18 protein-coding genes are annotated in these 20,383 nt (G+C 69.4%); 7 read left to right on the plus strand and 11 right to left on the minus strand.

Annotated features, from left to right (window positions below; translation table 11 throughout):
• Nucleotides 1-4: 4 nt before the first annotated feature.
• Together VN779_RS11500 and VN779_RS11505 are read right to left on the minus strand one after the other, a co-directional pair.
• The gene (locus tag VN779_RS11500) at nucleotides 5-778 is read right to left on the minus strand and encodes a 5-oxoprolinase subunit PxpA (protein ID WP_325722470.1); all 774 of its coding nucleotides are present in this window, start codon (nucleotides 776-778) and stop codon (nucleotides 5-7) included.
• A 66-nt stretch (nucleotides 779-844) separates the two neighbouring features.
• Nucleotides 845-1,372 carry an NUDIX hydrolase gene (locus tag VN779_RS11505; RefSeq protein WP_325722471.1) on the minus strand — a complete coding sequence of 176 codons (528 nt, stop codon included), beginning with the start codon at nucleotides 1,370-1,372 and terminating at the stop codon, nucleotides 845-847.
• A 160-nt stretch (nucleotides 1,373-1,532) separates the two neighbouring features.
• On the opposite strand from VN779_RS11505, the gene VN779_RS11510 reads away from it, so the two are divergent.
• The 3 genes from VN779_RS11510 to VN779_RS11520 all read left to right on the plus strand — a co-directional run bounded on the left by VN779_RS11510 (nucleotide 1,533) and on the right by VN779_RS11520 (nucleotide 4,221).
• On the plus strand, nucleotides 1,533-2,438 hold the full coding sequence (locus tag VN779_RS11510; protein ID WP_325722472.1) for a metal-dependent hydrolase: 906 nt from the start codon (nucleotides 1,533-1,535) through the stop codon (nucleotides 2,436-2,438).
• A gap of 251 nt (nucleotides 2,439-2,689) precedes the next feature.
• The gene (locus VN779_RS11515; RefSeq protein WP_325722473.1) at nucleotides 2,690-3,277 is read left to right on the plus strand and encodes a SigE family RNA polymerase sigma factor; all 588 of its coding nucleotides are present in this window, start codon (nucleotides 2,690-2,692) and stop codon (nucleotides 3,275-3,277) included.
• Nucleotides 3,274-4,221, plus strand: coding sequence for a hypothetical protein (locus tag VN779_RS11520; RefSeq protein WP_325722474.1), 948 nt, complete (start codon nucleotides 3,274-3,276; stop codon nucleotides 4,219-4,221). Before VN779_RS11515 ends, VN779_RS11520 begins: the two co-directional genes overlap by 4 nt.
• Nucleotides 4,222-4,312: 91 nt before the next feature.
• Here VN779_RS11520 and VN779_RS11525 read toward each other — a convergent pair whose 3' ends face one another.
• The gene (locus VN779_RS11525; RefSeq protein WP_325722475.1) at nucleotides 4,313-5,962 is read right to left on the minus strand and encodes an FAD-binding dehydrogenase; all 1,650 of its coding nucleotides are present in this window, start codon (nucleotides 5,960-5,962) and stop codon (nucleotides 4,313-4,315) included.
• A gap of 219 nt (nucleotides 5,963-6,181) precedes the next feature.
• Between VN779_RS11525 and VN779_RS11530 the strand changes: the two genes are divergently transcribed.
• From VN779_RS11530 to VN779_RS11540, 3 genes are read left to right on the plus strand one after another with little or no spacing between them, the layout of a single operon-like run.
• Nucleotides 6,182-6,880 (plus strand): 4'-phosphopantetheinyl transferase family protein, encoded by a 699-nt coding sequence (locus VN779_RS11530; RefSeq protein WP_325722476.1) that lies wholly within the window; start codon nucleotides 6,182-6,184, stop codon nucleotides 6,878-6,880.
• Between the two features lie 8 nt (nucleotides 6,881-6,888).
• Complete coding sequence (locus VN779_RS11535; RefSeq protein WP_325722477.1) at nucleotides 6,889-7,488, plus strand: TetR/AcrR family transcriptional regulator; 600 nt, start codon at nucleotides 6,889-6,891, stop codon at nucleotides 7,486-7,488.
• Nucleotides 7,489-7,544: 56 nt separating this feature from the next.
• Nucleotides 7,545-8,522 (plus strand): alpha/beta fold hydrolase, encoded by a 978-nt coding sequence (locus tag VN779_RS11540; RefSeq protein ID WP_325722478.1) that lies wholly within the window; start codon nucleotides 7,545-7,547, stop codon nucleotides 8,520-8,522.
• 15 nt (nucleotides 8,523-8,537) lie between these two features.
• On the opposite strand, the gene VN779_RS11545 is transcribed toward VN779_RS11540, so the two are convergent.
• The 7 genes from VN779_RS11545 to VN779_RS11575 are packed head-to-tail and all read right to left on the minus strand — an operon-like array spanning nucleotide 8,538 to nucleotide 14,826.
• Nucleotides 8,538-9,710, minus strand: a complete 1,173-nt coding sequence (locus tag VN779_RS11545; protein WP_325722479.1) for a 4-hydroxybenzoate 3-monooxygenase — start codon at nucleotides 9,708-9,710, stop codon at nucleotides 8,538-8,540.
• Between the two features lie 20 nt (nucleotides 9,711-9,730).
• Nucleotides 9,731-10,945 (minus strand): 3-oxoadipate enol-lactonase, encoded by a 1,215-nt coding sequence (gene pcaD / locus VN779_RS11550; protein WP_325722480.1) that lies wholly within the window; start codon nucleotides 10,943-10,945, stop codon nucleotides 9,731-9,733.
• Nucleotides 10,938-11,960 carry a lyase family protein gene (locus VN779_RS11555; RefSeq protein ID WP_325722481.1) on the minus strand — a complete coding sequence of 341 codons (1,023 nt, stop codon included), beginning with the start codon at nucleotides 11,958-11,960 and terminating at the stop codon, nucleotides 10,938-10,940. The genes pcaD and VN779_RS11555 overlap by 8 nt, the downstream gene beginning before the upstream one ends.
• The gene (gene pcaG, locus VN779_RS11560; protein ID WP_325722482.1) at nucleotides 11,923-12,549 is read right to left on the minus strand and encodes a protocatechuate 3,4-dioxygenase subunit alpha; all 627 of its coding nucleotides are present in this window, start codon (nucleotides 12,547-12,549) and stop codon (nucleotides 11,923-11,925) included. The genes VN779_RS11555 and pcaG overlap by 38 nt, the downstream gene beginning before the upstream one ends.
• Entirely contained in the window at nucleotides 12,549-13,409 is an 861-nt protein-coding gene (pcaH, locus tag VN779_RS11565; protein ID WP_325722483.1) for a protocatechuate 3,4-dioxygenase subunit beta, read from the minus strand. Before pcaH ends, pcaG begins: the two co-directional genes overlap by 1 nt.
• Nucleotides 13,409-14,041 (minus strand): CoA transferase subunit B, encoded by a 633-nt coding sequence (locus VN779_RS11570; protein ID WP_325722484.1) that lies wholly within the window; start codon nucleotides 14,039-14,041, stop codon nucleotides 13,409-13,411. The genes pcaH and VN779_RS11570 overlap by 1 nt, the downstream gene beginning before the upstream one ends.
• Nucleotides 14,041-14,826 carry a CoA transferase subunit A gene (locus VN779_RS11575; protein WP_325722485.1) on the minus strand — a complete coding sequence of 262 codons (786 nt, stop codon included), beginning with the start codon at nucleotides 14,824-14,826 and terminating at the stop codon, nucleotides 14,041-14,043. The genes VN779_RS11570 and VN779_RS11575 overlap by 1 nt, the downstream gene beginning before the upstream one ends.
• 162 nt (nucleotides 14,827-14,988) lie before the next feature.
• On the opposite strand from VN779_RS11575, the gene VN779_RS11580 reads away from it, so the two are divergent.
• Complete coding sequence (locus tag VN779_RS11580) at nucleotides 14,989-16,722, plus strand: IclR family transcriptional regulator domain-containing protein (RefSeq protein WP_325722486.1); 1,734 nt, start codon at nucleotides 14,989-14,991, stop codon at nucleotides 16,720-16,722.
• An 86-nt stretch (nucleotides 16,723-16,808) separates the two neighbouring features.
• Here the strand turns inward: VN779_RS11580 and VN779_RS11585 are convergent, their stop codons facing one another.
• Nucleotides 16,809-20,249, minus strand: a complete 3,441-nt coding sequence (locus VN779_RS11585) for an ATP-binding protein (protein WP_325722487.1) — start codon at nucleotides 20,247-20,249, stop codon at nucleotides 16,809-16,811.
• Between the last annotated feature and the right edge of the window lie 134 nt (nucleotides 20,250-20,383).

A 20,383-nucleotide genomic window follows, 5' to 3' on the forward strand; every position in this document is an offset into this window, starting at 1 on the left:
CCGCCTAGGCGACGAATGGTCGAATACTGACACCGGCTGCGGTCAGTGCTTCGCGCACCCGCACGGCGAGGTCGACGGCCCCCGGCGTATCGCCGTGCAGGCACAGGGAATCCGCCGCGACGGGAATGCGGTCGCCGGTCGCCGCGATCACCGAGCCTTCCGTCGCGATGCCTACAGACCGTTTCACTACTTGCTCCGGGTCGTGCAGGACCGCCCCCGGTTCGGTACGCGGCACGAGAGTGCCGTCCGGCCGGTACGCACGATCGGCGAATGCCTCGATGACGATCGGCAGCCGCGCCGCGCCCGCCGCTCGATGCACCGCCGATCCCGGGAGGCCGAGGACCGGCAGTTCGCCGCCGGACAGCAGGATCCCGTCGACGACGGCGTCGGCCTGGCCCTCGTCCCACACGATGCGGTTGTAGAGAGCGCCGTGCGGTTTCACGTAGGCCACGTCCGCGCCAGCAGCGCGGGCGAAAACCCGTAGCGCGCCGATCTGGTAGGCGACCTCGTCGGCCAGTTCGCGCGGCGGGACGTCCATCGCGCGGCGGCCGAATCCGGCCAGGTCGCGGTAGGAGACCTGCGCGCCGATCCGGACGCCGTGCGCGGCGGCGAGAGCGCACACGCGGCGCATCGTGGACGGGTCGCCGGCATGGAAGCCGCAGGCCACGTTCGCACTGGTCACGATGGCCAGCAGCGCCTCGTCGTCGGTCAGCTGCCAGCGGCCGAAGCCCTCGCCGAGGTCGGCGTTGAGATCGATGGACAAGGTGCCGTGCGCCATGACGGAACGATATCGGGCGATCGGGCGGAAAACGGGGAGGTCAAGCCTGGGCCGTGGGTAAACGACCTAACCAACCGCGACAGGCTCGGCTGGCAGCCGCCCGGCGAGCAGGTCCGGCAGGAGGCGGGCGAGACCGGGCGGATGAATGATCGCGTCCGTCGCCGCCAGTTCGCCGGCCGCCCACCAGCGGTGCCCGGCGATGAGGCCGCGCTCGACCTCCTCCCAGCCGGACGGGTTCAGCTCGAAGCCTTCGGCGCGCAGGAAGTAGTAGTGGTTCTCGAACCAGCGCTCCAGGCCGGCGAAACGGGCCACGCCGCTGTTGACCGCGATGATCCGGTCGAAGCGCTCCGCCGGGACGCGCAGACCGGTCTCCTCGAACAGCTCGCGCGCGGCGGCCTGTGGAAGGGACTCGCCTTCGTCAACCCCGCCGCCGGGTGTCCCCCACCAGGCGCCGCCAGGCGTCAGCGATTCCGGGTCGACGAAGTGGAAGAGCAGGATCCTGTCGTGGCCGTCCGCGAGAATGATGCGCGCAGTGTGCCGCACCGGGAGGCCGACCTCACCCGCTGGGGTCTGCGCTCGTGTCCCATCAGCCACGTTCGGATCATATCCCGGCCAAGAACGCGACATATCGTAGCAAATTATGCGAAACGTTCAGCACTGCTCGCCCGTCTGACTCATCCTGACCGGCCTACGTCAAGCCAGCGGTCTGCGCGAACGTCTGACCTCGGCGCGCCGTAGATGCGACACTGGAGCCATGGCGTTTCCGCACACCACGACGCTGGTGACATTTCCCAGCGGCACCACGGAGGGCAGCTCGACCATCGTCGCCGCAGTGCCCTTACCTGGCGGCGTCATCGGCGTCGTGACGGACACCACGCCGTTTCATCCGCTCGACCACAGTTGGCCGGACCAGCCGGGTGACACCGGCACGATGGAGTTCGTCAACTCGTCCGACTTCGGCGGCGCACGCTGCCCGATCGTGGACTGTGTGACCGGCGCGGTCGGGCCGGCCGGCGAGTTCGCGCTCGGCGAGCAGATCCCGGTGCGCCGGGGTGATCCGCAGTGGACCTGGCTCGCCGTCCACCTGGTCGAGTTCGCCTGCGCGCCCGCCGAGCCGGAGGCGCTGCTCGGCCGCGCGGTCGTGCTGCGCGCCGACTCGGCACGCCGGGCGGCGCTTTCCGCCGCGCACACCGGCTGCCACCTGCTCGCCCTGGCGCTCAACGAGGCGCTGGCCGAGCGCTGGCGCAAGCAGGCGCGGCTCGACGCGCTCGGCTCGCCGGACTTCGACGCGCTGGCGATGGACGGTTCGCGGATGGACGAGCACGCGAGCACCGACCGGTACCGGATCGGCAAGTCATTGCGCAGAAAGGGCTTCGACGCCGAGGGCCTGGCCGACGCGCTCGGCGAGATCACCGCGCGGGTCAACGCGCGGCTGGCCGGGTGGATCGCGGCCGACGCACCGGTTCGCGTCCAGGCGCCTGGCCCGGAGTTGACCGCGCGCCGGCGCTGGACCTGCGCGCTGCCCGAGGGCGCCGCCTCGATCGACTGCGGTGGCACCCACCTGTCCAGGCTCGGCGAACTCGCCTCGCTGACCACCAACCTCTCGCTGAGCGGGGACGGCACCGAACTGGTCGCGGTCACGGTACCGAAACGGATCTGAGGCAATCTCCGGGGTCAGTGAGAAACAGTCTCCGAGCCCTGAGTGAAACGGGCGCCACCGGGAAGATGTGACCGGGAAGCGATGCGGACGGCGTGATCCGCACGTCCCGCGCGCCCGCCGGCGACCGGGTCACCGACTGAAATCAGCTATCGAATTCACCGTCCGCCGAGCAGTGAATCAGCGCCCGAACATAGCGAGATAAGGTCACGTACCCTGTCGCGATCCGATTACGGCTGCTACGGTCCACTACCGTGGCGGCGACCACGGTGACTCACCTGCGCTCGGCGCGGGCCTTCGACGCGGAGGCCCGGGCCAGCTTCGACGCGTTCTTCGACGCGCATCACCGCGACCTGGCCAGGCTGGCCTTCCTGCTGTCCGGCGACCCGGACGCGGCCGAAGACCTGACCGCGGAAGCGTTCACCCAGGCCTGGAAGCGCTGGGAGCAGGTCACCGGCTCGGACGTGCCACTGGCCTACGTGCGCCGGATCGTGGTGAACCTGGCGGCCAGCCGGGTGCGCCGGCTGGTGCGCGAGCGGCGTGGCTGGCGGCTGCTCGGCGCGGCGTGGACCGATCGGGTGGACGGGCCCGACCTGGCCGCGAGCGCGGACGTGCGAGAGGCGCTGCGGCGGCTTCCGGTGCGCAAGCGGGCCTGCGTCGTGCTGCGGCACTACTACGGCCTCAGCGAGCAGGAAACCGCCACGACGCTGGGGATATCGGTCGGAACGGTCAAGAGCCAGACCTCGCGGGGCGTGGCCGAACTGGCCACATTGCTCGGCGCGCGTCCGAACGGGCGCGCGGTTAAGAACGGGGCGGCCAAGGACGGGGCGGCCCAGCGATGACAAACCCGGTACGTGGTGGCAGGGCGGGCGAGAGCGGCGCGGGTGGCGGCGCCCGGGAGGAAGCGGCGCTCGCCGTGCGCAGCAGCTCCGAACTCGGCAGCGTGTGGCTGACCGAGGTCCTCGACTCCGAGTTCGCCGGGTACGAGCCCGACACGCACCGGATCCGCACGCTGCTCGACGAGCGGCTCGAGGACGGCGGCGGCAAGGCGAGAGGCGTCGGTGGCGGGGTACGCATTCCAGTCCTGGGAATGCGGCTGGCCGGCATTCCCGCAGGCATCGCGGCGGCGGCGCTGTGCGCGACGGTGGCTGTCGCGGTGACTGCGACGGTCGCGAATGATCAGCCGCACTCGTCGCCGGAAGCCGCCACGGGTCACAGCGGCCTGCCCGCCGCCAGTGGGGTGCCATCCGGCGCGAACGACCACTCGCAGGCCGGTCCGGCCGCTTCGGCTACGCACACCAGCGCCAACGGCCAGGGCGCGCAGACGGCGACCAAGTCGGCCGGCCCGAGTGAGAGCCCACCGGCCTCCGCGTCAGCGCCGCCCTCGGGCTCGGGTCCGTCGCTGGTCAGAGCGGTCGGCGCGCTCGCTGCGTCCAGCAACGCGCAGTGGACCGAGGAGGACGTGCACATCACCCTCCAGGACCCGGTCACCGCGCTGCAGCTGACCATCCGGATCACGCCGAATGCCGGCTACTCGAAAGAGAATTTCTGGTCGGATCATGACATCGGGCAGTTCGACGTGTCGGTGAACCCGAACGCGGGCGGTCTCATTTACACATTCACCCTCAAGCAGGGCAACGCCATCCAGGCCGGCCCGTTCACCATCGCGGCCCAGTTCCAGCATGACAGCAGCCCGCATGACACGAGCGGTGACACGTACTCGCTGAGCGTGACGACCGACCCGGCGCACGGCTCGACTTCCTCGGGCGCGCAGGGCGGCTTCTAGGGCACCGAGCGTGAAACTTTCACGACACGGGCATGATCAGAGTACTGTGACAGTCTCGCGATACAGCATTAGAGCCCTGATACTCTGCGGTTCACGAGACCGCCTTGGCGGCCTCGCGTCCCGCCGTGCGGCCGGAAAACAGGCAGCCGCCGAGGAAGGTTCCCTCCAGCGACCGGTAGCCATGCATGCCGCCACCGCCGAAGCCGGCCACCTCGCCTGCCGCGTAAAGGCCAGGTAGCGGCTGCCCGTCCGCGCGCAGCACTCGGCCGGACAAGTCGGTTTCCAGGCCGCCGAGCGACTTGCGCGTCAGGATATTGAGTTTCACGGCGATGAGCGGCCCTGCCTTCTCATCGAGCAGTCGGTGCGGGGCGGCCACTCGGATCAGCCGGTCTCCGCGGTAGGCCCGCGCGCCGTGGATCGCGGTAACTTGCAGGTCCTTGGTGAACTTGTTGCCGATCTCCCGGTCGCGCGCCTCCACCTGCCTGGTCACCTCGCCCAGATCCAGCAGCGGCTTGTCGGTCAGCGCGTTCATCCCGTCCACAAGTCGCGGCAGCGAGTCGGCGACCACGAAGTCGACGCCGTGCCGCTTGAACGCCTCGACCGGGGCCGGGGCGCCCGGACCGATCCGGCCGAGCAGCTGCCTGATGCTCTTGCCGGTCAAGTCAGGGTTCTGTTCAGAGCCGGAGAGCGCGAACTCTTTCTCGATGATCTTCTGGGTGAGCAGGAACCAGGTGTACTCGTGCCCGGTGCGCATGATGTGTTCCAGCGTGCCGAGCGTGTCGAAGCCGGGGAACAGCGGCACCGGCAGCCTGCGTCCCGTGGCGTCCAGCCAGAGTGAGGACGGACCCGGCAGGATCCTGATTCCGTGTAGCGGCCAGACCGGGTTCCAGTTGGTCACCCCCTCGGTGTAATGCCACATCCGGTCGCCGTTGATCAGCCGGCCGCCCGCCGCGTCGGCGATCTCCAGCATGCGCCCGTCGACGTGCGCGGGAACGCCGGAAAGCAGGTTGCGTGGCGGCTGACCGAGCCGCGCCGGCCAGTTGCGGCGCACCAGCTCGTGGTTGCCGCCGATGCCGCCCGAGGTGACCACGACTGCCTGAGCGGTAAAGGAGAACTCGCCGGCTGCGGTCCGCGAACTCGGCGCGCCGCGCCGGGCATCGCTGGGTTCGAGCACGGTGCCGTGTACGCCGGTGACCGCGCCGTCGGTCACGATGACGTCATCGACGCGGTGCCGGAACGCGAATCGCACCTTTCCCTCAGCGGCCGCGGCGCGCACCCGCCGCTCGAAGGGTTCGACGACTCCGGGTCCGGTGCCCCAGGTGATGTGGAAGCGCGGGACCGAGTTGCCGTGACCGTCGGCGAGGTAGCCGCCGCGTTCGGCCCAGCCGACGATCGGGAAGAGGCGCACGCCCTGGGCGTGCAACCAGGAGCGCTTCTCGGTGGCGGCGAAATCCACGTAAGCCTCGGCCCAGCGCCGCGGCCAGTAGTCCTCTTCGCGGTCGAAGCCGGCGCTGCCCAGCCAGTCCTGCCAGGCCAGCTCGTGGGAGTCGCGGATGCCCATCCGGCGCTGTTCCGGGGAATCGACGAAGAACAGTCCGCCGAAGGACCAGAACGCCTGGCCGCCGAGCGAGGCCTCCGGTTCCTGCTCGACGAGGATCACCCGCCGTCCGGCGTCGGCCAGTTCGGCGGTCGCCACCAGCCCGGCAAGCCCGCCTCCGACCACGATGACATCCGTGTCCACGACGACCGCACCTCGTCTCTACGCGTTGTCTCCACCGGTTTGTTCGCCGGGTCGCAGGCTGATCGTAGGCCGCGGCGCGATCACTCCTCAACGAAGCATACGAACGTTTGGGGCGGTTGCACTCTGTCGCGTCCATTGGAAGTTCGGTGCCGCTGCGCTCGGAGGTTTGGTGCGGCTGTACTGTGCCTGACACACTGCGAGCATGATCGAGGAGCGGGCGTGATCGAGGAACTGCTGCCGCCCGGCGCGATTGCCGTCGAGACGCGGACCGATCCCCCGGACGCCGTGCTGTTTCCCGAGGAGCAGGCGGAACTCGCGTTAGCCGTGGAGAAGCGGCGGCTGGAGTTCACCACCGTCAGGCACTGCGCTCGCAGCGCGCTGGCCCGGCTCGGCGTCGCACCCGTCGCGATCCTGCCCGGCCTACGCGGCGCACCACAATGGCCGGCCGGCATCGTGGGCAGCATGACGCACTGCGCCGGGTACCGGGCGGCCGTGGTCGCTCGCAGCGAGGAGCTGGCGACCATCGGCGTGGACGCGGAACCGCACGAGGCGTTGCCGCCGGAGGTGCTGACCACGGTCACGATCCCGGAGGAACGCGAGCGGCTGGAACGGCTCGCGGCGCAACAGCCGGCCGTGCACTGGGACCGGCTGCTGTTCAGCGCGAAGGAGTCGGTGTACAAGGCGTGGTTTCCGCTGACCGGCCGGTGGCTCGACTTCGAGGAGGCGAGCGTCGACTTCCGGGCGCCTGATCACGAATCGGGTTCGTTTTACGCGCGGTTGCTGGTGCCGGGACCGGTGGTCGCGGGGGTCACGCTGCTCGGATTCACCGGACATTGGCTGGTGCGGGACGGGTTGCTGTTCACCGCGATAGCGGTGGCGCCGAACGGATCTTCCGCAGAACGAACGATCGTGCTATGAATGTTCGCGTGAGCAAAGGAGAGGCGACTCGACAGGCGGTTCTCGACGAGGCGGTCGGGACGGCCGCGCGGCTGGGGCTCGCCGGCCTGACCATCGGCTCGCTCGCCTCCCGGCTCGAACTGTCCAAGAGCGGGCTTTTCGCGCACTTCAAGTCGAAGGAATCGCTTCAGCTTCAGGTGCTCGAACGGGCCCGCGACCTGTTCAGCGAGGAGGTCGTGCGGCCCGCGCTCAAGGCGCCGCGCGGCGAGCGGCGAGTGCGTGCGCTGTTCGAGCACTGGCTGCGCACGATCATCCACGGCGGCTCCGAGTGCCTGTTCGTCTCCGCCTCCGCAGAGTTCGACGACCAGCCGGGACCCGTGCGTGACCAGCTGGTGCGCGACCATCGGGACTTCGCCGACTCGGTGGCGCAGATGTTCCGCACCGGTATCGCGGAGGGCGAGTTCCGGCCGGACGCCGACGCGGAACAGTTCGCGCACGACCTGCACGCCGTCATGCTCGGGTTCTTCCACGCCTGCCGGCTGCTCAACGACCCGAAGGCGGAGAGCCGCACCCGGCATGCCTTCGAAGCGCTCATCGACGCGGTACGCGTGACACCACGCATTACGTAGCCGCCGACTGACTGCCTGACTTACGCAGCCTCACCGCTAACTAATCGGAGTTCTCAATGACCGAGTCACTCATCGAAAAAAGCACGATCGTTCGTTCTTCTTTCGCGTTGCGGCAGCGCGCTACCCGCGCCGCCTTCCGGACGCTGGAGCGCCGAGCGCCACGATTGGGCGCGCGCTGGGCCGAACGGGTTTGGTGCACGGTGCAGCATGCGGACCGGTCGCGTGCGGTGCCGGCCGCACCGGGCGACCTCGTCACCATCCCGCTGCACAGGAATGCGGAACCGACGTTCGTCGCAGAGGTCTGGGGTACCTCCGGTCCTGTCGTCTATCTCCTGCACGGCTGGGGCGGTCATCGCAGTCAGTTCGGCGCGTTTGTCGCGCCGCTGACCGCCGCCGGGTTCCGGGTCGTCGCGATCGACACGCCAAGTCACGGCGATTCCGGTCCCGGCTCGTTCGGGGCCAACCGCAGTCTGATCACCGAGTTCACGGCCGCATTGTCGGCCGCCGCGCGGGCGTTCGGGCCCGCGCACGCCGTCATCGGCCACTCGCTCGGCGGCGGGTCGGCAGCGCTCGCGGTACTCGACGGATTGCCCACGAGGCGCCTCGTGCTCATCTCGCCGATGACTGACCCGACGCAGTTCATGCGGGGATTCGCCGCGATGCTCGGCTTCGGCGACCGCGTTCGGACCGGCTTGATGCGGCGGCTGGAACTGCGGACCGGTCGGCCGATGTCAGACTTCGACGCGGTCGGCCGGGCGACAGCGGTGTCCCAGGCCGAACCGCCACTCGATGACGCGCAACTGCCGTCGCTGCTGGTCATCCACGACCGTGCGGACAAGCAGATCCCGTTCGGCATGGGTAAGGCGATCGCCGCCGCGTGGCAGGGAGCAGAGTTGCTGAGTACGACCGGCCTCGGGCACAACCGGATCCTGCGCGACCCGGAGGTGATCCGCAGCGCGGTGGCATTCGTCCAGGTCAGCAGCACACAGGCCTATCAGGATTCTGTGTCCAGCAAAACGGGACAAGCCGCGTAGCGCAGTACCGCTGGCTCACACGACCGGCAGCCCGACGTAGTTCTCGGCGAGCGAGGCGGCCGCGGCGTCGGACGACGCTATGTAGCGCAGGTTCGAGAGTTGGAGCCGATGCGCGAACTCGTCGGCGTGCGGATCGCGGTGCAGCATCGTCGTCATGAAGTAGGAGAAGTGCTCGGCGCGCCACACCCGGCGCAGCGCCGTTTCCGAGTACGCGTCGAGCAGGCTCTCGTCGCCCTTGTCCTGCGCCTGGATGATCGCGGCGGCAAGCAATGTCGCGTCGGCGGTCGCCAGGTTGAGGCCCTTCGCTCCGGTCGGCGGGACGATGTGCGCGGCGTCTCCAGCGAGGAAGAGGCGGCCGTACCGCATCGGCTCGGCGACGAAGCTGCGCATCGGCGTGATCCCCTTCTCGGTGATCGGGCCGTGCTCAAGACGCCAGCCGGGCAGCTCGAAACGCGCGTCGAGTTCGGCCCAGATCCGCTCGTCTGACCAGGCCTTCAGGTCCTCGTCCGGAGCGACCTGGAGATACAGCCGGCTGATTTGCGGTGAGCGCATGCTGTGCAGCGCGAATCCGCGTTCGTGGTTGGCGTAGATCAGTTCGTCGCACGACGGAGGTACGTCGGCGAGGATTCCCAGCCAGGCGAAGGGATACTCGTGTGACCAGGTGCGCAGCAGACTGGCCGGGATCGAGTCGCGGCCGATGCCGTGGAAGCCGTCGCAAGCCACGACGATGTCGCATTCGAGCGTGTGCTCGGCGCCCTCGTGCCGGTAGCGGATCAGCGGGGTCGCGGTGTCGGCCTTCTCGATCGCGAGCGCTGCGGCTTCGAACAGGACCGTGCCGCCCTGCTGCTCACCGATCGCTATCAGATCTTTGACGACCTCGGTCTGCGCATAGACCATGACGCTGCGGCCGCCGGTGTGCGAGGGGAAGTCGACCCGGTGCGCCTCGCGGGCGAAGCGCAGCTCGATGCCGTCGTGCCGCAGGCCGAGGCGGTCCATGCGGTCGCCGGCGCCCGAGGCGCGCAGCACGTCTACGGTGTTCTGTTCCAGCACACCGGCGCGCTGCCGGTGCTCGACGTAGTCGCGGGTCCGGTTCTCCAGCACCAGGTTTTCGATCCCGGCCTGGCGCAGCAGGTGTGAGAGCAGCAGGCCGGCCGGTCCGGCGCCTATGATCCCGACGCTGGTACGCACGTCGTCCTCCCCCTCGTCTTTCAGGTGTCTGATTCGCTTTGGCCGCTGCCGTCGAGGTCCGCGAAGACCTGTTGGGCTACGGCGAAGGCCGCGTTGGCTGCCGGGACGCCGCAGTAGACGGCGGTCTGGAGCAGGATTTCGCCGATCTCTTCGCGACTGAGGCCGTTGTTCAGCGCGCCGCGCAGGTGCATCGCCAGTTCATTGAAATGCCCGTGCGCGACCAGCGCGGTGAGCGTCACCGCGCTGCGCATCCGCCGGTCGAGGCCGGGCCTGGTCCAGATCTCACCCCAGGCGTAGCGCGTGATGAAGGCCTGGAAGTCGGCGGTGAAGGCGGTGGTGTTCGCGATCGCACGGTCCACGTGCGCGTCACCGAGTACGGCACGGCGCGCTGCCGTCCCCGCGTCGTGGCGTCCAGTGCCAGGATTCGCATTCGGTTCGGAGGCGAAGTGGGCGCGCAGCGCGTCGGCGATGATGCGCGGCTGCTCGACAACGGCAAGGTGGGCCGCGTCGGCAACTTCGAGCAGCGCCGCGGCCGGGATCGCGTCCGCGAGTTCACGCGCGTGCGCGAGCGGGGTCGAGACGTCTTCGCAGCCTGCGATCACGAGTGTGGGCGCGGCGATGGCGCCAAGCTGTTCGCGCAAGTCGATCCCGGCGAGCACGTCGCAGCAGGCGGCATAGCCGGACGGATCCGCGCCGCGCAGATCGTCGAGCAATGCCTTGGCGACAGGCGCCCCGGAAGCGGCGAAGCCGTCGGTGAACCAGCGTGCTGATGCGGCGTCCGCGACCGGACCGGTGCCCTCGTCGCGGACCAGCTTCGCGCGCGCCTGCCAGTACTGTGGATCGCCGAAGCGGGCCGAGGAGCACACGATGGCCAGCGACGCGATCCGCTCGGGTCGGTGGATCGCGAGCCAGGTCCCGACCGCGCCGCCCAACGAGACGCCGGCGTAATTGAACCGCTTGATACCCAGGGCGTTGGCGAGGTTGAGGACCGCCTGAGCGAGGTCGGCGATCGTCATCGCGCCGGGCTTGAGGCTGGGCAGCACGTTCGAGGGTGTGCCGCCGTGGCCGGGCAGGTCGTACCGGATCACGGTGTGTTCGGCTGCAATCGCCGGAATCACCTCGTCCCAGAGCCGCATCGACGTTCCGATGGACGGCCCGAGGATCAGTGGTGGCCGCGTGTCGTCGCTCTCCTCGCGACCGTCGCGGCGGTAGTGAAGCAGAGGTCGATCAGCCATCGAGGTTCGCCTTCATCCGGTCCGGAAAGACTTTGAGGCCTTCGAGCAATGTGACCGCGTGATGTGCGGCCTTCCCGGTGAGAACCAGCAGCTCCCTGATGACTGCGTCCTCGGACTGCCAGCGTCCGGCGGCGCGGTGCAGCTCCTGCGGCAGCGCGGAGAAGACGGTCGCGACGAGACCAGGGCTGCGCTGGGCGAGCGCGACGAGCTGAACGGAACGAGCCGGGTTGCGCTTGTCAGGCATCGAGGACGAGTAGCCCAGCGCGCCTTCCGCCAACTCACCGATCTCCGGCTGCGACAACACGATCACGTCCACACCGATCTTGCCGAGCGCGCCGATGGTCAAGCCGAGCGCGGTGGCCACGTCGACGACGCGCGTACGCACTGTGTGCCAGGCGCGTTCCGGTGCCGCGAGCCCGAGCTCGGCGGCGAACGTGCGAACGAGCTCGGGATCGTCGAGGTCGCCGACCGGGCCGCCGAGCTGCGCCGCGAGGGAGTGGTCGTGGACCGCGGCCAAGCGAGTGCACGCATCTTCGACGGCTGATTGCCAGGAGGTCAGCAGATTGCCGAAGGTGCTCGGCAGCGCGGGCTGAAGCAGTGTGCGGGCCCGCTGAGGTGTTTCGCCGAACTCGGCGGTCAACCTTCTGACCGCCGCGACGCAGCGATCGAGCAGCGGGATCGTCAAGCCGATGTTCCGCGACGCTTGGAGCATCAGAGCCGTGTCGATGACGTCCTGGCTTGTGGCCGGCTTGTGCAGGTGCTCGTGGTACTCCTCGGGCATCTGCTGACGCAGCCGCTCGATTAAGGGCACGACGATGGTCGCGTGCTCCTCGCCGAAGTCGCGCACCTCGTTGTATTCGTATCGCTGCCGCGTCGCGTGCACGATCGCATCGGCGGCGGCCTGCGGAATCCGGCCGAGCCGGGCCTTGGCCCTCGCCAGCGCCGCTTCGGTTTCCAGCAGCGTGCCCAGCGGATCGTCATCCCACGGGGAAGGTGAGATATACCGTCTCGGCATCGGCCTCATCGCCGTCACCTCCCTGAATGCGCACGTCGAAGCGGTACGTCCGCGCCGCCTCCAAACTGGCGATCAGCGTCCTGCGGCGGCGTGGTTCGAGCGCCGCGAGCAGCGGATCGGCCTCGTTAGCGGTCTCAAAATCGGAGAAGTAGGCGCGGCTGTACAGGTGATGCAGCAGCCCTCGGGCGAACAAGCAGACACAGAGGTAGGGGGCTGATGCGCCGAGTCCAGGAGGCATCAGGGTTCGTATCGCGTAGTGGCCGTCGGCATCGGTGGCGATGCGGCCGAAGCCGGTGAATCGGGTGTGGTCCCGGCCGAGCAGCGTGCCCGTGGTCTGATCGCTGCGCAGCGAGCCGGGGGCGCCGGTGAGCGAGCCATCGGGGCCGGCTTGCCAGAACTCCAACAGCGCGTCCGGAACCGGCAGGCCCGCGCCATCGAGCACGTATCCGTGCACAGTAATCGCGTCAGGATGCGCGGCGGGCGCCATTTCGCCGCCAAGCGCGAACGGCAACGCGTAACCGTAGAACGGGCCGACGGTCTGCGAAGGCGTGATCGGGAGGGTCGCCGGCGAGTTCGGTTCGGCGGTCATCAGCGCACTGCTCCATTGCTGTCGTCGGGCTCGCCGGTTTCGAACAGCGTCGCGGCCGGACCGTCGAGCACGATGTCCCAGCGGTAGCCGAGCGACCATTCCGGGCTGGAAAGATCGTGGTCGTATGCGGCGATCAGCCGCTCGCGCGCCGCGTCGTCGGTGACCGACTGGAAGATCGGGTCGTACCGAAACAGCGGGTCGCCGGGGAAGTACATCTGCGTGATCAACCGCTGGGTGAACGCGGTGCCGAACAGCGAGAAGTGGATGTGCGCCGGACGCCAGGCGTTGAGGTGGTTGCGCCAGGGGTACGGGCCCGGCTTGACCGTCGTGAACTGATACCGGCCGTCACCGTCGGTCAGGCAGCGGCCGACGCCGGTGAAGTTCGGGTCGAGCGGCGCCGGATGCTGATCGCGCTGATGCGCGTAGCGCCCCGAGGCGTTGGCCTGCCAGATCTCAACGAGTTGGCTGCGGATGGGCCGGCCGTCGCGGTCCAGGATCCGGCCGGTCACGGTGATCCGCTCGCCGAGCGGTTCGCCGCGGTGCTGCCGGGTGAGATCCGCGTCGAGCGCGGCGACATCGCCGACCCCGAAAACCGGCCCGTGCAGCTCGGCCGCCTCGGGATCGGTAATCGCGATCGGGCTCTGCTTCGGGTGTCGCAGCGTACTGCTGCGGTATGGGGCGTAGTCGCGGCGCGGGTGCTGCGATGTGGCCGAGTCCGGCTGCGCGCCGTCGCGCTGCGCCGGCGATCGCAGAGACGCCGATTGCGGCGCCGCTGAATGCAGCGCCTCGATCTCGGCATCTATGTCGGACTGCTTCTCGACGTCCGGGTTGAGCAACGCGGGCACCTCCTGCGAAGGCATCAGGGGACGATGACGGTGGCGGCCGTGCGCGCGGCCAGGTCGTCGGCGGTGGTTCCGGGCGCCGTCTCGACCAGGACGAAGCCCTTTTCGGTGACGTCGAGCACGCCGAGGTCGGTGATGACGCGGTGCACGCAGGCGCGGCCGGTGAGCGGGAGGGCGCAGCGCTCAAGTAGTTTGGGGGCGCCGTCACGGGTCGTGTGCTCCATCAGGACGATGACACGGCGGGCACCGTGCACCAGATCCATCGCCCCGCCCATGCCCTTGACCATCTTGCCCGGGATCATCCAGTTCGCCAGATCGCCTTGCTCGCTCACCTGCATCGCGCCGAGCACCGCGGTGTCGATGTGGCCGCCGCGGATCATGCCGAAGGAGAGGGCCGAGTCGAAGAAGGCCGCGCCGGGCAGCACGGTGACGGTTTCCTTGCCCGCGTTGATCAAGTCCGGGTCCACGTCCTCGTCGGCCGGGTATGGTCCGACGCCCAGGATCCCGTTTTCCGACTGGAGCGTCACGTGTACGCCGGCCGGCAGATGGTTCGGGATGAGCGTCGGCAGGCCGATGCCGAGATTGACGTACTCGCCGTCCGTCAGCTCGGCTGCCGCTCGAACGGCCATCTGCTCACGGGTCCAAGCCATCAGGGTCCTGCCATTTCGGTCGCAGTGCTCGTATGCGTCACCGTGCGCCGCTCGATCCGTTTGTCCGCCGCCTGCTCGGGGCTGAGCGCCACGATCCGCTGCACGAACACCCCCGGCAGGTGTACCTCGTCGGGGTCCAACTCCCCCGGCTCCACCAGCTCTTCGACCTGCGCGATGGTGACCCGGCCCGCCATCGCCGCCAGCGGGTTGAAGTTGCGGGAGGCCTTTGCGAACAGCAGGTTCCCGTGCCGATCGCCCTTTGCCGCGTGCACCAGCGCGTAGTCGGTCACGATGCCGCGCTCCAGGACGTACTGCGCGCCGTCGAACTCGCGCACCTCCTTCGGCGGCGAGGCGAGCGCGACCGAGCCGTCCACCGCATAGCGCCAGGGCAGGCCACCGTCGGCGACCTGCGTCCCGACGCCGGCGGGCGTGAAGAAGGCGGGAATGCCGCAACCGCCGGCCCGCAGCCGCTCGGCGAGCGTGCCCTGCGGAATCAGTTCGACCTCGAGCTCGCCGGCCAGGTATTGGCGCGCGAATTCCTTGTTCTCGCCCACGTAAGAGCCGGTGACCCGCGCGATCCTGCGCGCAGCGAGCAGCACGCCAAGGCCGCCGCCGTCCACGCCGCAGTTGTTGGACACGACGGAAAGCCCGCTCGCCGCGGCCGCGTACAGCGCCTCGATCAAGACGTTCGGGACGCCACTGAGGCCGAAGCCGCCGACCGCGAGCGAGGCGCCGTCGGGGATATCGGCCACCGCCGCCGCGGCCGAGACCGCCACCTTGTCCATCCGCGCTCCTGCCTGCCCTTGAGTCTGTTCGCCTGGTGAACTAAAGTTCATAATCGACTGCCCCGAGTTTCCGTCTCGGGTGGGCCGGTTGTCAACGGTTGGCCGTTGGCCGCTCGCGGCTGATGGATAGTGCTGTGGACGGCTCGGGTGAAGGGAGGCGCATTGGCTGCTACCGACTCCGTCGCGCCACTGGAGCGCGGGCTTGCGGTCCTACGCGCGCTGTGCGCGAGCCGCGAGGATGCGGTGCGGCCTGGCGATCTGGTCCGCGAGACCGGCCTGGCGCGTTCGACCGTAGACCGGGTACTCAGCACCCTGACCCACCTCGACTATCTACGCACCGACGGACGCGCGTTTTCGCTGGCTCCGCGCGCGATGCAGTTCGGCAATGCCTATCTGGCCGCCTCTGGCCTGCCGGACGCCCTCGAATCATTCGCCGTTCGGCTCGCCGACGAGCTGGACGAATCGGTGTCCGTGGCGGTGCCGGACCGGGACGGCGCGCGTTTCGTCGTGCAGATTCCACGGCGCCGGACCATGACGCTGGCGTTCCGAGTCGGCGATTTGCTGCCGGCCGAGCGATGCGCCCCTGGAGCCTTGTTCGCTCCGCACTGGTCCACCGAACAGCGCGCGCAGTGGTCACGACGACTGACGTCGCGGCGATTGGCCGGAGGCGGCGCGTCCACGACCTTCTCGCCCCTTCCTCCCGTTCCAGGCAGTCCCCCGCCGCAGGAGATTGAATCAGCCTTCGATGAACGCGCGACCACCGCCGCGAAGGCGGGTTGGGCGCTGGACGATCAGCTCATCGAGCCGGGACTGATCGCGGTCGCGGTGCCCGTACGTGATGGAACGGACGGCCGCGTCGTCGCCGCTGTGAGCGTGGTGAGCCACACCAGCAGGCACTCGGCCGAGTCGCTGCGGGATCACGCACTCGGCCGCCTGCGCGAAGCGGCACGGCGGATGGAGGACGAACTGGCCGGTTCGCGAGAGCCGGCCACGCTGCGTCGCGCGTCCAGCCCGCCTTCCGGCTCAGGCTCCAGCACCGGTTCCGGCCAGGCTCCGCGCGGGTTGCCCACTGCCGCGCTGATCGACGAGCCCAAACGAGATCTCGGCGCGCACTATCTTCGTTCGCTGGCTCGTGGGCTTACGGTGCTGGTCGCACTCGGCTCGCGGCGCGGCGGGATGACGCTCAGCGCGGTCGCGGACGCCACCGGCCTTCCGCGAGCGACCGCTCGCAGAGCCTTGATCACCTTACGCGAGGAAGGCTACGCCGACTGCCTCGATGCCGAGGGCAGGCTCTTCGTACCGCTGCCCGCTGTACTTGAACTCGGATATGCCAGACTCTGCGGCCGCGGCATCGAGGAATTGGTCCGGCCGCACCTGCTGGAACTGAGCACGCAGGTACACGAGTCGACCTCAGTCGCGGTATTGCGCGGACCAGAGATCTCGTACGTCGCACGAGTCGCCACCAGCCGAATCATGCAAGCCGCCATCACGGTGGGCACGCGATTCCCCGCGTATGCGACGTCCATGGGGCGCGTACTGCTCGCCGCCCTGCCCTCCGCCGAACGCGATGCACGGCTCGCCGCCACCGACCTCAAACCGCTGACCCGCTTCACAATCACCGACCCGGCGGCGTTGGCCGCGCTCCTGCAGCACGTCGCAGCGGACGGATACGCGCTCGTGGATCAGGAGCTTGAGGAGGGGTTACGTTCGATGGCAGCGCCGATCCGCGACCATCGCGGCCGGGTGGTGGCCGCCGTGAACGTCTCCATGCACGCCGGCCGCATCGACGCCGAGCACGCGCGGGAAACCGTCCTTCCCGCGCTTGCGCGGGCCGCGGCGCGCATCAGCGCGGACCTCGCCGCAATGGGCGACCGCCTCGACCTCGGCGCCGCCTGACCTCGCCGCGTCTAACTGACACCGCACCTAACTGACACCGCGCAACCTGACACGTCGCTTAACGTGACGCCGCACGTAGCGGTGCGTCAGACGCCGCGCACCGCCAAACGCCGCGCCTCGGGCGAGCCGAGTTCGACGAACAACGCATGCGCTTCTCGCCAATGCGGCAACGCGGCCTGCTCGCCTTCCTCCTGCCGAAGGACATCGCCGAGCACCCGCAGCGCTTTCGCCTGCTCGAGCCGGCAACCGACCTCGGCGCTGAGGGCCGTCGAACGCTCAGCGTGCTGCCGCGCGCGATCCAGGTTGCCCAGCGCCAGATGCGTCTCCGCGAGCTCGTTCAGTGCCCGCGTCTCGTACACCCGGCAGCCGCGCTCATGACTCAGCGCGAGCGCCTGCTGCGCCTCGTGCAGTGACTCCTCCAGCGCACCGAGCGCTCGGCGAACCGAGGCGCCGCTGTAGAGCGCCAACAGTTCGTGGTCCGAGTCGCCGAAGCTCAGGGCCTTGCGAAGCACCTCGTCGTAGTACTCGAGCGCTCGCGGGAAGTCGCGCTCGCCCTCGTGAATCAGACCCCACGCATAGTCGGTCTGCGTCATCGCCCGTGGCGTTCCCGCTTGCTCACCAAGCGATTCCGCGCGCGTCGCGTGATAGCGGGCCTGCGCGAAGTCACCCAGGATGCAGTGCACGGCGACCAGATCGCAGTGCGCGAGCCTGGCGCTGCGGGTCTCGCCGTTGGCCTCGGCAAGGTCGAGCGCGCCATCCAGCAGCCGGCGTGCTTCGGCGAAGTCACCCGCCAGCGAGTGCGCGAACCCGAGGACGCACAGCTTCTGGGCCCGGATGCGCGCGGAATCGCTGTCCGGTTCGGCCGGCTCGGACTGGTACTGCGAGAGCAGCTCGATCGCGACGCTCAGCGGACCGGTCTCGCAGTGCACCAGGCCGAGATTGCCCAGCGCGCGGCTCGCCCCGGACTTCGAGCCGCTGCGGCGGTACCACTCCAGGCTGCGGGTGAAGCAGGCCTTCGCCGATTCGACCTCACCGGCGTCGAAGTAGTTCAGGCCAAGCCGCATGGTGGCGGTGGCGGCTCCGGAGAGCCAGCCGGCCTCGTTCGCGGCCTCGGCTGCCCGCACGAAGTAGTCCCTGGCCACGGGAAGATCGCTGCGCAGCTGCGCCGTGTCACCGAGCATGGTGCCCAGCGCCGCGACGCCGAGCGGATCCGACTCACCCGCCAAGGCGCGCTGCGCCGAGGCCACCACCGCGAACCAGTCCGTGTGCAGTTCCGCGCCGTAGAAATGCGCCCGTAGCTCGAAGGCCATCCGCCAGGCGCTGGAGCGCGGACCGCAATCGGCCGCGTGCGCGATGACGGCGAGCAGGTTGCGGTGCTCCGTGCGCAACCAGGCCAGCGCGTCGGCGACCTCGTCGAACCGGAACTCGAAGCCGCTCCCGAGCGCCGCGCTCGGCTGGCGCTCGAGCTTGCTGTCCGGTTGGTCGATCGGCGGGAGCCGGTCCCGGTCCGGATAGACCAGGTCAACGGCGGCGTCGACTCCGGCTTCGAACCAGGTGGCCAGCCGGCGCGCGGCGGCCTCCCGCTCTTCCGGTGCGTCCTCAGCGCCGGCCCGCTCGACCGCGTAATCGCGCAGTAGGTCGTGGCAGTCGTAGCGGCCCGGCAGATGTGCGCTCAGGAGGTGCGCGGCGGCGAGCCTGTCCAGGACTCGCTCGGCCTCCTCGGGAGTACAACCGAGCAGCGCCGCGGCGGAACCGGTGGTCAGGTCGACTTCCGCAATCGCGCCGATCATCCGCAACAGCCGCCGGGCCTCCGGATCCAGCCGGACATAGGAGAGGTCGAACACGGCGCGCACCTGGCTGGACTCATCGCCGCCGAGCACGAGCGCGTCCAGCCGGGCCGCGGTGAGCTGCCCGACCAGTTCGGCGATCGACCGGTCGGGCTGAACCACCAACTGGGCCGCGGCGATGCGTAACGCGAGCGGAAGACCGGCGCAGGCGCGGGCCAGTTCGAGGACCGCCTCTGGCTCGGCCGCGGCGCGGGTCTCGCCGAGGATGCGCACGAGCAGGTCGACGGACTCACGCTCGGTCAGCACGTCCAAGCTGATCGGTTGCGCGCCATCCAGCGCGACGAGACCGTCCAGGCGGTCGCGGCTGGTGACCAGCACCCGGCAGGTCTCCGCGCCGGGCAATAGCGGGCGTACCTGCGCAGCGTCAGCGGCATTGTCGAGAAGGACGAGCACCCGGCGATTCGCCAGCAACGAGCGAAACAGCGCACTGGCTTCCGCAGGATCCACGGGCACGCTGCCGCCGGTGACGCCGAGGGCGCGCAGGAACCGGCCGAGCACATCGATCGGCCGCTCCGGATTAGCCGTGGAAAAGCCGTGCAGGTTCGCGTATAGCTGGCCATCGGGAAAAAGCGGAGCGACGCGGTGCGCCCAGTGGACGGCCAGCGCGGTCTTGCCGATACCGCCGGCACCAGTGAGCGTGGCGATGCGGTAACGATGGCCCGGAGAGTCAGCGTCGCGCGTTAACGCATCGAGGCGCGCAAGAACCGCGGTGCGTCCGGTGAACGCGTACGTGTCGGCCGGGAGCTGAGCCGGTGTCAGCACATCGCGGCTCGCAACCGCCGCCTCGGACTGTTCGAATTCCTCGTCGAAGGACTGCTCCGCCACCTCCTGCCGCAATACTCGGGTGAGCGCCTGGCTCAGCGCCCGGCCGGGGTCGGCGCCCATCTCGTCGCGCAACCGAAGGCGAAGCCGCTCGTAGGCGTCGAGGGCGTCCGCCTGCCTGCCGGTAGCGGCAAGGGCTTCGATCCAGGCGCCGATAACGCGTTCATCGAGTGGGTGGCTCTCGACGAGCGGGCTGAGTGCGTGCACCGCCTGCTCCGGTTGTCCGATCGCCAACAGGGCGCGTGCGTAGTCGACGACGACGGTTACGCGCCGCAGTTCCAGCCGCATCACCGCGGCCTGATCCGCGCTTCCGTCCGGCACGTCCGCGAGGGCCGGTCCTCGCCACAGGGCGAGCGCGGCGCCGAGCGCCTCGGCCTTTGCGGCAGGTTCCAGCGACTCGGCGGCCTCGACGAGCCGTAGGAATCGGTCGGCGTCTACCTCACCGGTGGAGAGATCGAGGGCGTAACCCGTCGTCGTGCGGGTTACCGACACGTGACTGTGCGCGAAGGTACGCAGCCATTGACGCAGGCGGTGGATGCTCACGGTGAGCGTGGAGTCCATGGAGCGCGCGTCTCGCGAGCCCCAGACCGTCTCGAAAAGCTCCCCGCCGGAGAGCCCGCCCGGCCCGGCCAGCGCTAGCGCGGCGAGAACCGCGCGCAGAATGTTGGAGGAAGGCGTGCGAAATGGATGACCGACGCCGACCGGACCAAGTACGAGCACGTCCATGGCGGCGTGCGCCTCGGTCGCCGTCGCGTTCTGCTCGGTTCCGGTGAGTGCGCCGGTCTTGCTTGCCTTGTCGATGTCGGTTGCGGTGGTTGCCTTGTCGTCGTCGCTGGATACCCCGTCTACAGCGGCCATGCAGGAATGTTACGCCGACCGCGTCGGTGTGGCATGCCCCGTGCTCACGCCACACCGACGCCCCGGACACAGTCTGCTAGGGGCCGCCTACATCTCGCCTACACGTTGTCCAGCAGCCAGATCTGCGAGGTAGG

This window comes from Actinocrinis sp. (genome assembly GCF_035605935.1).
Taxonomy (GTDB): Bacteria; Actinomycetota; Actinomycetes; order Streptomycetales; family Catenulisporaceae; genus Actinocrinis.